The sequence below is a fragment of the Vreelandella arcis genome (assembly GCF_900103865.1).
GTDB lineage: Bacteria > Pseudomonadota > Gammaproteobacteria > Pseudomonadales > Halomonadaceae > Vreelandella > Vreelandella arcis.
Map to the genome: position 1 here is coordinate 199996 of NZ_FNII01000003.1, position 11896 is coordinate 211891.

The 11896-nt window shown below is 55.6% G+C and carries 10 protein-coding genes; 7 read left to right on the forward strand and 3 right to left on the reverse strand.

The genetic code is table 11. From position 1 onward, the window contains the following. Positions 1 to 34 precede the first annotated feature (34 nt). Together ftsZ and lpxC are read left to right on the forward strand one after the other, a co-directional pair. Complete coding sequence (ftsZ, locus tag BLR97_RS04665; protein ID WP_089702991.1) at positions 35 to 1207, forward strand: cell division protein FtsZ; 1173 nt, start codon at positions 35 to 37, stop codon at positions 1205 to 1207. A gap of 135 nt (positions 1208 to 1342) precedes the next feature. Then, a complete protein-coding gene (gene lpxC / locus BLR97_RS04670) occupies positions 1343 to 2254 on the forward strand; it encodes a UDP-3-O-acyl-N-acetylglucosamine deacetylase (protein ID WP_089702993.1) in 912 nt (303 codons plus the stop codon). Positions 2255 to 2325: 71 nt separating this feature from the next. Here the strand turns inward: lpxC and BLR97_RS04675 are convergent, their stop codons facing one another. After that, complete coding sequence (locus BLR97_RS04675) at positions 2326 to 2805, reverse strand: DUF721 domain-containing protein (RefSeq protein WP_089702995.1); 480 nt, start codon at positions 2803 to 2805, stop codon at positions 2326 to 2328. A gap of 108 nt (positions 2806 to 2913) precedes the next feature. Here BLR97_RS04675 and BLR97_RS04680 point away from each other — a divergent pair, with 108 nt between their 5' ends. From BLR97_RS04680 to BLR97_RS04695, 4 genes are all read left to right on the forward strand, one after another. Next, the gene (locus BLR97_RS04680) at positions 2914 to 3279 is read left to right on the forward strand and encodes a hypothetical protein (RefSeq protein ID WP_089702997.1); all 366 of its coding nucleotides are present in this window, start codon (positions 2914 to 2916) and stop codon (positions 3277 to 3279) included. Positions 3280 to 3356: 77 nt separating this feature from the next. Beyond that, positions 3357 to 6098, forward strand: a complete 2742-nt coding sequence (gene secA, locus BLR97_RS04685) for a preprotein translocase subunit SecA (RefSeq protein ID WP_089702999.1) — start codon at positions 3357 to 3359, stop codon at positions 6096 to 6098. A gap of 32 nt (positions 6099 to 6130) precedes the next feature. Then, positions 6131 to 7360, forward strand: coding sequence for a bifunctional glutamate N-acetyltransferase/amino-acid acetyltransferase ArgJ (gene argJ, locus BLR97_RS04690; protein ID WP_089703001.1), 1230 nt, complete (start codon positions 6131 to 6133; stop codon positions 7358 to 7360). A 115-nt stretch (positions 7361 to 7475) separates the two neighbouring features. Then, positions 7476 to 8423: a Nudix family hydrolase gene (locus BLR97_RS04695; protein ID WP_089703003.1), complete on the forward strand. Its 948-nt coding sequence runs from the start codon at positions 7476 to 7478 to the stop codon at positions 8421 to 8423. Between the two features lie 49 nt (positions 8424 to 8472). On the opposite strand, the gene BLR97_RS04700 is transcribed toward BLR97_RS04695, so the two are convergent. Both BLR97_RS04700 and BLR97_RS04705 read right to left on the reverse strand, forming a co-directional pair. Next, on the reverse strand, positions 8473 to 9375 hold the full coding sequence (locus BLR97_RS04700) for a carbon-nitrogen hydrolase (RefSeq protein WP_089703005.1): 903 nt from the start codon (positions 9373 to 9375) through the stop codon (positions 8473 to 8475). After that, on the reverse strand, positions 9360 to 10463 hold the full coding sequence (locus BLR97_RS04705) for an agmatine deiminase family protein (protein ID WP_089703007.1): 1104 nt from the start codon (positions 10461 to 10463) through the stop codon (positions 9360 to 9362). The genes BLR97_RS04700 and BLR97_RS04705 overlap by 16 nt, the downstream gene beginning before the upstream one ends. A 188-nt stretch (positions 10464 to 10651) precedes the next feature. Between BLR97_RS04705 and BLR97_RS04710 the strand changes: the two genes are divergently transcribed. After that, entirely contained in the window at positions 10652 to 11893 is a 1242-nt protein-coding gene (locus BLR97_RS04710; protein ID WP_089703009.1) for a lipoprotein-releasing ABC transporter permease subunit, read from the forward strand. Positions 11894 to 11896: the final 3 nt, after the last annotated feature.

Consider the following 11896-nt stretch of genomic DNA (forward strand, 5'->3'; position numbering starts at 1 on the left):
CAGGGCCGCAAGCGCGGTTCAGGAGACGGGGCTTATGTTCGAATTGGTAGATAGCGCACCCTCGAGCAGTGCGGTCATCAAAGTGGTTGGCGTTGGCGGCGGTGGCGGCAACGCTGTTAACCACATGGTCGAAAGCAACATCGAAGGCGTTGAATTTATTTGCGCCAATACCGATGCCCAGGCGTTAAAGCGTGTATCCGCTAAGACGGTGCTGCAGCTTGGGGGCGAAATCACTAAGGGCTTAGGCGCAGGGGCTAATCCTGATGTCGGCCGCCAAGCGGCGATGGAAGACCGAGAACGCATCGCTGAGCTGCTCAATGGTGCTGATATGGTGTTCATCACTGCCGGCATGGGTGGCGGTACCGGTACCGGTGGTGCGCCCGTGGTCGCGCAAGTGGCTAAGGAATTAGGCATCTTAACGGTGGCGGTTGTTACACGGCCTTTCCCATTTGAGGGGCCGAAGCGGATGCGCGCTGCAGAAGAGGGCATGAAAGAGCTCTCGGAACACGTTGATTCGCTGATCACCATTCCTAATGAAAAGTTGCTCTCCGTCCTGGGCAAAAACGCCACGTTATTGACCGCCTTTAGTGCGGCCAATGATGTGCTCTTGGGTGCCGTTCAGGGGATCGCCGAGCTGATCACCAGCCCGGGCATTATCAACGTCGACTTTGCCGACGTGCGCACGGTCATGTCGGAAATGGGCATGGCGATGATGGGTACCGGCGGGGCTACCGGTGAAAACCGTGCCCGTGAAGCGGCTGAAAAAGCCATTCGCAGCCCGCTGTTGGAAGATATCGACCTGCATGGTGCGCGCGGTATTCTGGTTAATATTACCGCCGGGCCTGACCTCTCGATTGGTGAATTCAACGATGTTGGCGCAACAGTGCAGGAATTCGCCTCTCAAGAAGCGACCATTGTGGTGGGTACGTCGATTGATATGGAAATGTCCGACGAGCTGCGCGTAACAGTTGTGGCGGCCGGTTTGGACGGTGGTCAGCCAAAAATGGCGACGCGTGAACCCGCACGCCGGTCGGCGGAAGCCTCTTCCGATTATCGTAAGCTGCAACAGCCGACGGTCATGCGTCAGCAGGCGAGTAGCCGTGCTGAAGCGGCTGAAAGCGCACCCGCGCGCCCTGAAAAGCGCCGCGCAGCTGATGCCGATGACTACCTGGACATCCCCGCATTTCTTCGCCGGCAAGCGGATTGATAAAAGCTATCAGGTGTGGGCTTGCAGCAAACGAGAGTTTTATTGGTGAAAACCCTCGTTTGCTGTTAAAGTGAACACTGTTTGATAACTTTCATCCCTTGCGGTTACCCCGTTATTAGAGTTCGACCACTGCCCATGATCAGACAACGCACCCTACAAAATGTCATTCGCGCCACCGGAGTGGGCTTACACTCTGGGAAAAAAGTTCACTTGGCTTTGCGTCCGGCACCCGTCAATACGGGGATTGTGTTTGTTCGCACGGATCTTGACCCAGTGGTTCACGTTCCTGCCCGCGCTGAACTGGTGGAAGACACCAAGCTATGTACCGCGCTTAGCTACCAGGGTGTCAAGGTGGCGACCGTTGAGCACCTGATGTCGGCTTTTGCAGGGCTGGGTATCGACAATGCTTATGTCGATGTCAGTGCAGCAGAAGTGCCTATCATGGACGGTAGTGCTAGTCCGTTTGTATTTCTGATTCAATCGGCGGGTATCTTAGAGCAGGAGGCGGCTAAAAAGTTTATACGCATTAAGCGTCCGATTAGCGTCACTGAAGATGATAAAGAGGCCACTTTTTTGCCGCATCAAGGCTTTAAAGTCTCGTTTGCGATCGATTTTGACCATCCTGTTTTCGACCAGCAAAAACAAACGGCGATGATCGACTTTTCCACGACCTCATTCGTGAAAGAAGTCTCGCGGGCTCGCACCTTCGGCTTTATGCGCGATCTGGAATTTCTGCGGTCTAACAATTTAGCATTAGGCGGTAGCTTGGATAATGCGATTGTGGTCGATGACTACCGGATTGTTAACGAAGGCGGACTACGCTACGAAGATGAATTCGTGAAGCATAAGGTGTTGGATGCCATTGGAGATCTTTACCAGTTAGGCTACAGCCTGATTGGTGAATTTCGCGGCGTTAAGTCAGGCCATGCGCTGAACAATCAGCTGTGTCGCGAGCTAATGGCTCAGCCAGATGCCTTTGAAGTTATCACCTTCGAAGAAGAAAAAGCGGTTGCGCCTATTTCTTATGCGGCGCCTGCCATGGCGTAATCGCCTATGCACGACTTGTTGATTGGAACGCACCGCCTAGGCGGTGCGTTTTGCGTGGTAACGCTGCTAATTCATGAGTCCTGGTCGTTGCCTTGTTCGGCAGGCGCGTGGGACGCTAGCCGTTCCAACGCCCGCTTAAGCGCGGGATGATCAGTGTCTTGGGCGCAGTCGGCGAGCGTTTTGCCTGCCGAACAAGATAGCGAGCGAGTATTACGCAAGGGCGCTTGAACGGTTCGTACCGGGCGTACTTTGAACGTAAAGCCGGTAACGCCCTCAAAACCAGGCAGTTGATGAATCAGAGTGAGTAAGCGATCCTGCTCATAGCGCAGCCAGGTTAGCCATTGAGCTTGCCCGCTAATCAGTGTTAACCGCCCGTCGCGAAATCCACCGACGTAGATGTGGTCGCGCATTGGCTCTGGCAGGTGTGCCTGCAAGTGCCGCTGCGCCTGATCTATCAGCTTGGAAAGGCGCATAAGCTTGCCGATATCGCTCGACTTGCCCATCAGACGGCTGATGGGCTGTGCCTGGGAGCGCTTAACCTTTATACTCATACACTTGATTCCTAACGTATCGCTTAGTGCACCACCGGTAGTGCTCACGGGCCCTGAATATGTCGCCCGGTCGTTAAAGACTAACACGCCCAGGAGTTTGTCCACAGCATGTCGCAAGCGTTAAACATAGCCTCAGTAGTGCCTCGGCGTCAGCGACGTCATGGCTTGGCACGTTGGTGGCTAGCAAGCTTGCTGGTGGGCTGTTTATTGCCCACTAATTTGACGTATGCGGAAGCGCTTAGGGGCGGTGAGCGAAGCGTCGTGGCCTGTTTTTGGGTGCCTTCGGTACTGCGTGCACGGACACGTTTAATGGCGACACGACGCCGCGCTATGCGGCGCTGGTGGCTCGCCGAGCAGCCTGCCATTGTGCCTCTTCAGCGCGCGGTGTGGCGTTGTTTTGTGAGCGTGCTGGTCGCTGCCCATGATGTATTTAGCCGTCGTGGTCCCCCTCGGTTTTCCCCGTTTTATCGCTGATCATTCAGTCAAACTACTTACTTATATACAAAACGGGGTGATCCCGGCAAGGGCGCTCACTGTCAGTTGGAAATTACATGATCAATAATTTATTACGCAAAGTTGTCGGCTCCAAGAATGACCGAGACGTTAAACGCATGCATAAAAGCGTGCAGCATGTTAACGCCCTGGAAAGTGAGTTTGAGGCGTTGAGCGATGCCGATTTACAGGCCACCACGGCTAAATTGCGGCAGCGATTAGACGACGGTGAACCTCTGGATAGCTTATTGTCGCCGGCTTTTGCAATGGTGCGTGAGTCCAGCAAACGGGTCATGGGGATGCGCCACTTTGATGTGCAGATGGTCGGTGGTATGACCCTGCATAATGGGCGCATCGCTGAAATGAAAACCGGGGAAGGTAAAACGCTGGTCGCGACGCTCGCCGTTTACTTAAACGCGCTGCCTGCAAAAGGTGTCCACGTGGTCACGGTGAACGATTACCTGGCGCGGCGTGATGCGGAGTGGATGCGACCGCTGTATGAGTTTTTAGGCCTGACGGTCGGCGTCATTTTTAGCGGCCAGACCAGTGCCGAAAAGCGTCATGCGTATCACTGCGACATTACTTACGGCACTAACAACGAATTTGGCTTTGATTATCTACGCGATAACATGGCCTTTTCGTTGGAGGATAAGGTTCAGCGCGGTCTTCACTATGCGATTGTCGACGAGGTGGATTCGATTCTTATCGATGAAGCCCGCACACCGCTGATTATTTCAGGGGCCGTGGATGAGAATACCGATCTGTATAAAGTTATCGACCGTTTGTCGCTGACGCTTGAAAAAGGCGAAGCGCCGGAAGATGAAGAAACGCCGGTCACGGGCGACTTTTTGGTCGATGAAAAGCAAAAGCAAGTCGAGCTTACCGAGCAGGGTCACAATAAGGTCGAGACGCTGATGCGTGAAGAGGGCCTGCTTGCTGAAGACGACTCGCTTTATGCGGCCCAGAACCTCAACTTGCTCCAACACATGCACTCGGCATTACGTGCTCGCCATCTTTATCATATTGATGTTGACTATATGGTCTCCGACGATCAGGTGGTGATTGTTGATGAACATACGGGGCGCTCCATGCCTGGGCGGCGTTGGTCTGAAGGGCTGCATCAGGCCGTTGAAGCCAAAGAGGGCGTCACGGTGCAGCGCGAGAGCCAAACCTTAGCGTCGACAACCTTCCAAAATTACTTCCGCCTTTACGAAAAGCTGGCAGGGATGACGGGCACCGCCGATACCGAAGCCTTTGAGTTTCGTCAGATTTATGGGCTGGATGTGGTGGTAATCCCGACGAATCGCCCGCTGGTGCGTAAAGATCTCAACGATCTGGTTTATTTAAGCGCGCAAGAGAAGTACGAAGCCATCATCCAGGATGTAAAAGAACAGACAGAGGCCGGTCGTCCGGTGCTGGTGGGTACGGCGTCGATTGAAACGTCAGAGTACATAGCGCGCTTAATGCGCGAAGCCAACCTGGCGTTTAACGTGCTGAACGCTAAGCAACACCAAAGCGAAGCCGAAATTATCGCCCAGGCCGGCCGGCCGGGGGCGGTAACGATCGCGACCAATATGGCGGGCCGTGGTACCGACATCGTGCTGGGCGGTAACTGGGAAGCCGAAGTCGCCAAATTGCAACAGCCCAGCCAAGCGCAAATTGACGCCGTTAAGGCGGAATGGCAACAACGTCACGATGCTGTGCTTGAAGCCGGCGGCTTGCACGTGGTGGGTTCTGAGCGTCACGAATCACGCCGCATCGATAACCAGCTACGGGGTCGCGCCGGGCGTCAGGGTGATCCGGGGTCGACCCGCTTCTTCCTGTCGCTGGAAGACAGCCTGATGCGTCTATTCGGTTCAGACCGGGTAAAACGCCTGATGCAAGCGTTAGGGTTAGAGCGCGGCGAAGCCATTGAGCACAAAATGGTCTCTAATGCTGTAGAGCGGGCGCAGAAAAAGGTCGAAGGCCGCAACTTTGATATTCGTAAACAACTACTCGAATACGATGATGTTGCCAACGATCAGCGCCGGGTTATTTATCAGCAACGTAACGATATATTGGCGTCCGACAACGTGGCCGACGCCGTTGTTGGCATCCATGAAGAAGTCATGGACAGCAGCATTAGCGATTATGTGCCACCGCAAAGCCTAGCCGAGCAGTGGGATTTGCCCGGCCTGGAAGCGCATTTGAAAACCGAGTTTAACTTGGATGCGCCGGTGGTCGAGTGGGCTGAAGCGGACGAGCGCTTTAATGAAGAGAAGCTGCGCGAACGGTTGCACACCATGCACCGTGAAGCCTACGCCGCTAAAATCGATGCCGCAGGTGAGTCGCTGATTCGCCGCTTTGAAAAACAAGTCATGCTGCAAGTGCTCGACACCCGCTGGAAAGAGCACCTGCAATCCATGGATCATTTGCGCCGCGGTATCCATCTGCGTGGCTATGCCCAAAAGAATCCCAAGCAGGAATATAAGCGTGAAGCGTTTGAGCTTTTCCAGCAGCTGCTGACCAACATTAAAGCCGACGTGACGCGGATTCTTAGTCACGTACAGGTTCGCCAGCCCGAAGAAGTGGAAGCGTTGGAGCAAAAGCGTCGCGAGGCACTGGAGCGCGATAAAGCCACTGCCGCCAACCGTCATGAGGATCCTGAGTCTGTTGGAGACGGGGAGACCGAGACCGCCCCGGTAGCGCCTGGAGCAGATGGTCGCCCCGTCCGCCGTGAAGGGCCCAAAGTAGGTCGCAATGATCCGTGCACCTGTGGATCTGGCAAAAAATACAAGCAGTGCTGCGGTAAGCTTGACTGAAGGTAAGCGATTAAACGCCCAAGGAGACCAACATGGCGGTGGGAATGAAGCCCTTTCCTGAAATGCCTCCCCTTGACGGGGTTCGTTTGGGCACGGCAATGGCGGGGATCAAAAAGCCCAATCGCCGTGATGTCGTGGTGATTGAGCTGCCTAACACCTCGACGGTGGCGGGCGTGTTTACCCGTAACGCGTTTTGTGCGGCTCCGGTCACGGTTGCTAAGGCCAATCTACAGCGTGCGGCTGAACATAGCGAAGCCGCTCGTTATTGGCTGATCAATACCGGCAATGCCAATGCAGGAACCGGCCAGGCTGGGCGTCAGGATGCACTGGAAAGCTGTCAGGCCCTGGCGCAACAGGTAGGCGTTAGTGACCATGCGGTGCTGCCGTTTTCAACCGGCGTGATAGGCGAGCCTTTGCCTATGCCGCGCTTGTTAGACGGCATTCCTTTGGCGCTTGAAGGCATGGCCAGCGATAGTCAAGCTTGGCAACACGCTGCCGAGGGGATTTTAACGACGGATACTCGCCCTAAAGGGGCGAGCGTCACGCTGGCTTTGGGCGATAGCGAAATCGTGATTAACGGCATTGCCAAAGGGTCCGGTATGATTAAGCCCAATATGGCGACCATGTTGGGCTTTGTGATCACCGATGCGGCGATAGAGCCAGCGCTGCTTTCACAGTTGCTGAACGAAACAGTCGAGCGCTCGTTTAACTGCATTACGGTGGATAGCGATACCTCCACCAACGATGCTTGTATGCTGGCGGCAACCGGTACCGGTTCGCGTGTTGAAAGCGAAGCGCACATCGACATTTTCCGCAACGGGCTCCAGCGTGTGATGACCGAGCTGGCTCAGTCGATCATTCGTGATGGTGAAGGCGCCACTAAATTTGTCACGCTGCAGGTCAACGAGGCGTGTACGCGTCAGGAAGCCCTCGACGTGGCCTTTACTGTTGCCCACTCGCCACTCGTTAAAACCGCGTTGTACGCCTCAGATGCCAACTGGGGGCGCATTCTCGCCGCCGTTGGCCGTGCACCGGTGGACGCGTTTGACGTGGCGAAGGTGACCATTGACTTGGGCGATGTCCGCATTGTTGAAAACGGTGGACGGGCTCCAGGATATACGGAAGAAGCCGGTAGCAGGGTTATGGCTGAAGACGAGATAACGATACAAATAAATTTGGGGCGGGGTGAAGAGGGTGCAACCGTTTGGACCTCTGATCTCTCCCACGACTATGTATCGATCAACGCCGATTATCGTAGCTAGCTAATGTAATCCTTCGTCGCTCATCAGCCGTCGAAAGTTTGCGTTAACGAAGCGAGGTAACCCCGGCAATTGCTCAGCGGGTGTGCACACAGTGGATAAAGACGTAATGAATGTAATGGTTAAACGACGAGTTCATGTGGCCGCAGCCGCCATCATCAGTGCTGACCAGCGGCAAGTATTAATTGCCAGACGGCCATCGAACGTGGATCACGGTGGGTTATGGGAATTCCCCGGCGGCAAGTTGGCGCCTTACGAAACTGGGCTGGAAGGCTTGAAGCGCGAGCTGCACGAAGAGTTGGGCGTTGAAATTGTGCGCGCACAGCCATTGATTCGTGTACACCACGAGTACTCGGATAAGCACATCTTATTAGACGTGTGGCAGGTGCACGCCTTTGCCGGTGAGCCTTTCGGTCGCGAAGGGCAGGCTGTGCGTTGGGTGCCCATGGAAGAATTGGTGAACTACCCGTTCCCAGCGGCCAACTTACCTATTTTGCGCGCCGTCATGCTGCCAACCGAGTACTTGATTACCGGTGAAGAAGCCGATGAAGACCGCTTTGATGCGCTATTAACGCGTGCGCTGACTGAGGATGGTATTCGTTTGGTGCAACTTCGGGCCAAACAGCTATCGCCTGAGGCTTACGTGGCGCGTGCAAAACGGGCGCTGACGCTGTGTCGCGAAGTCGGTGCTCGCTTACTGTTGAATGGAGACGCTACGCTGCTCGATGAAGTGGATGCCGATGGTGTCCATTTGACCAGCGAACGACTCATGCAGTTGGAGCGCCGCCCAATTGCGGAAAATAAATGGTTATCGGCCTCGACGCATGACCCTAAGCAGTTGGCCCAGGCCGCCACAATTGGCTGTGATTTTGTCACGCTGTCGCCACTGCGGACCACACCGTCGCACCCCGAAGTGGCCCCTATGGGCTGGCACGATTTTCAGCAATGGGTGGAGCGGGCCGGTATGCCAGTCTTTGCCCTGGGCGGCATGACGCGTTTTGATGCTAATCATGCCCGCGCCGTGGGCGCGCAGGGCATTGCTTCCATCCGTGATTTTTGGAAGTAACGCGAGCCTGTAAAAACGCCTACCCGGCAACCGGGTGGGCGTTTTTTGTCTAGTCTCTGAAGCGCCGGGTTAACTCACCATACGCATCAATTCGCCGATCGCGTAGATAGGGCCAAATGCGCCGGGTGTTTTCGCTGCGCGCCATGTCGATTTCCACTACTAGTTGCTGCGGTGTTTGATCCGCCTTAGCCAGTAGCTCCCCCTGCGGGCCGCAAATAAAGCTGCCTCCCCAAAATTCAATGCCAGCGCCCACACCAGATGGGTCGGCTTCGAACCCAGCGCGGTTGGCCACGATGACGGGTAACCCGTTGGCCACGCCGTGAGCACGTTGAATAATGGTCCATGCGTCCTGCTGGCGGGCTTGCTCGGCGGGGTCGTCGTTGGGATCCCAGCCAATGGCGGTGGGATAAAGCAGCACGTCGGCACCGGCAAGCGCCATTAAGCGTGCCGCTTCGGGGTACCACTGATCCCAGCAGACCAAAAGGCCCAGTCGGCCTAGCGAGGTGTCGATTGGCGTAAAGCCTTCCGAGCGCTCGGCGTGGTAATCGCCAGGGGTAAAGTAAAATTTCTCGTAAAACCCTGGATCGTCGGGAATATGCATTTTGCGGTAGTGACCAACCCGGCCTTTGGCGCCGTCGTAGACCACCGCCGTGTTGTGGTAGAGACCCGGCGCACGCCGCTCAAACAGTGAACCTACCAATACGATATCTAATTCACGCGCCAAGTCGGCAAGGCGTTGCCCCGTCGGCCCATCTAAGGGTTCGGCCAGATCAAATAGGGCAGGGTCTTCATACTGGCAAAAATAGTGCGTGGCATGCAGTTCCTGAAGCAATACCAATTGCGCGCCTTGCTGCACGGCATCGCGAATGCCCTCCTCACTGGCCGCCAGGCTTTTGGCTTTGTCGGGCCAGGCCGCCTGTTGTACGACGCCAACGCTCAGGGTGCTTTGCATGACGACTCCTTATCGGTTGGGTGAGCGGCCGCGAGCGTACCCAGGGGTAGCTGCATGGTTAAGCAATGCAGGCTGCCGTGTTGACGAATGACCTGACTGCACTCAATGGGAATAAGGGTATGTTCGGGAAAAGCATCGGCCAGTGCTTGAAGCGCTACCAGGTCAGCTGGGTCGCCGTAGGTAGGCACCAGCACAGCTTCGTTAATGATCAAAAAATTAGCGTAGGTCGCGGGCAGGCGACGGCCATCGTCCGGGGCGTAGCATGCCTGAGGCCACGGTAACGGAATCAGGCGATAGGGGGTGCCGTCGCGCTGGCGAAAGGCCATCAGCTCCTGTTCCATGGCAGTCAGTGCGGCATAATGAGGATCCATGGGATCGTCGCAACACACATAGGCGATGGTATCGGGGGCGCAAAAGCGGGCCAGGGTGTCAATGTGGCTGTCGGTATCGTCACCTGCAAGGTGTCCATTGGCTAACCATAGCACGCGGTCAATGCCCATATCCTGGTACAGCTGCGCTTCAATGGCCTGCCGTGTCATGTGGGGGTTGCGGTTGGGATTGAGGAGACAGGCTTCGGTGGTCAGCAGTGTACCGTTACCGTCCGTTTCAATTGCGCCGCCTTCCAGAACAAGCTTGCGGTTACTGATAGAGCAGTTCCAAGCGCCAGCGTCGGCAAGCCGCTTGGTTAATTGGTTGTCGCGCTCGGCAGGGAATTTGCCGCCCCAGCCGGTAAAGGTGTAATCCAGCAGTTGCAGCTGCCCGTTCTCATCGATGACGGTGATGGGCCCGTGATCACGCGCCCAGGTATCGTCGGTGGGGGCAACATAAAACAGAACTTGATTGACCGGCACCCCATAAGCCTGGAAGGTGGCCTCCAGTCGCGTGCGCGTGGCGTTATCGGGCACGCTGATGATCACACGCTCATGCCGCGTGGTCGCGATGACGATGCGCTCTAGCGTGGCTTCAATACACGCTAGAAGGGTCTGCCAGTCGCCATTCGGTCTTGGCCATGTCAATTGAATGGCATCTTGTGGATGCCACTCGGGCAGTAAACGATAGGTCGAGGTAGTCACCGTATAGTCGCTCATAGCGAAGATTAAAGGGCGCGCACTCAGAGCGTGCCAAGCTGGCGCAATGTAGGGGCTGGCGCGTCAAGTTGCAAGTCCTGGCGCCACAAAGGGAACGCACTGGATAGTTGTATCTCTAAAGCCCGTTTACCCATGCAGTAATGCTTAAAAAACCGTACCATGAGCGCTGACTTATAAGGAATGACGCCATGCTTGATCGTTTGCCTTTTTTGGTGGGGCTGCGCTACGTGCGCGCTAAACGCCGAAACCATTTTATTTCGTTTATATCATTGACCTCCATGCTGGGACTGATGCTGGGGGTGGCGGTGTTGATTCTCGTTCTTTCGGTAATGAACGGTTTTGATCACGAGTTACGCACCCGCATTTTAGGGATGGTGCCGCACGCCAAAATTGAAGCCCGTGAGGGCATGGTGGAGTGGCAGTCGTTGGCGGAAAAACTTATGCAGCGGGAGCATGTTGAGGGGGTTGCGCCCTATGTCGAACAGCAGGGCATGTTTTCGGTTGGCGGGCGTAATGAAGGCGCCATGGTCAACGGCATTCACCCTGACTGGGAAGACAACGTCTCGATAATCGGCGCGAACATGCAGCGTGGCGAGTTAGACGACCTGGTACCGGGTGAATGGAACATTGTGCTCGGGTCAATGTTGGCCCAGCGCTTGGGGGTTGGCGTGGGCGACCGGGTTACCTTGCTTGTCCCAGAGGCATCAATTACCCCCGCTGGGGTCTTTCCCCGCCTGAAACGCTTCAATGTCAGCGGCATCTTTAGTGTTGGGGCCGAACTGGATGCCAGTTTGGCGTATGCCAATATTGAAGACATGCAGACACTAGGGCGCCTCGGCGATGCGGTAGGTGGGCTGCGTCTCGAATTGGATGATTTATTTGAAGCCGGTAATGAAACCCAGGCCATCCTGAATGAGCTGGGCCCCGGCTATCGTGGCAGCGACTGGACCTATTCCCAGGGTAATCTTTTCCAAGCGATTCAAATGGAAAAGCGCATGATTGCATTGTTGCTAACGGTCATCATTGCGGTGGCAGCGTTCAATATCGTGTCCACGCTGGTGATGGTGGTCACCGACAAGCGCGCTGATATCGCGATATTGCGAACCATCGGGGCCACTCCACGCTCAATTATGGGCATTTTTATTGTGCAGGGGTTAACCATCGGCACGATTGGCATTGCCGTCGGTGTGGCGGTCGGTGTGCTGCTGGCCCTGACAATTGCAGATGTAATTGGCTGGGTTGAGAGCGTGCTGCATATTCAGTTCTTGGACGCTGGGGTGTATTTCATTAGTGATTTACCGTCGCGCTTACTCTTTACCGATGTGCGTGACATTGTGCTCGCCGCCTTTGGGCTGACGTTCTTGTCAACGCTATACCCAGCCTGGCGTGCCGCCCGTGTTCAACCTGCGGATGTGCTGCGCTATGAATAAGGA

Bases quoted from the DNA above. Each gene is read 5' to 3' on its own strand.
- ftsZ (WP_089702991.1), top strand. From the start codon at position 35: ATGTTCGAATTGGTAGATAGCGCACCCTCGAGCAGTGCGGTCATCAAA.
- lpxC (WP_089702993.1), top strand. From the start codon at position 1,343: ATGATCAGACAACGCACCCTACAAAATGTCATTCGCGCCACCGGAGTG.
- BLR97_RS04675 (WP_089702995.1), bottom strand. From the start codon at position 2,805: ATGAGTATAAAGGTTAAGCGCTCCCAGGCACAGCCCATCAGCCGTCTG.
- BLR97_RS04680 (WP_089702997.1), top strand. From the start codon at position 2,914: ATGTCGCAAGCGTTAAACATAGCCTCAGTAGTGCCTCGGCGTCAGCGA.
- secA (WP_089702999.1), top strand. From the start codon at position 3,357: ATGATCAATAATTTATTACGCAAAGTTGTCGGCTCCAAGAATGACCGA.
- argJ (WP_089703001.1), top strand. From the start codon at position 6,131: ATGGCGGTGGGAATGAAGCCCTTTCCTGAAATGCCTCCCCTTGACGGG.
- BLR97_RS04695 (WP_089703003.1), top strand. From the start codon at position 7,476: ATGGTTAAACGACGAGTTCATGTGGCCGCAGCCGCCATCATCAGTGCT.
- BLR97_RS04700 (WP_089703005.1), bottom strand. From the start codon at position 9,375: ATGCAAAGCACCCTGAGCGTTGGCGTCGTACAACAGGCGGCCTGGCCC.
- BLR97_RS04705 (WP_089703007.1), bottom strand. From the start codon at position 10,463: ATGAGCGACTATACGGTGACTACCTCGACCTATCGTTTACTGCCCGAG.
- BLR97_RS04710 (WP_089703009.1), top strand. From the start codon at position 10,652: ATGCTTGATCGTTTGCCTTTTTTGGTGGGGCTGCGCTACGTGCGCGCT.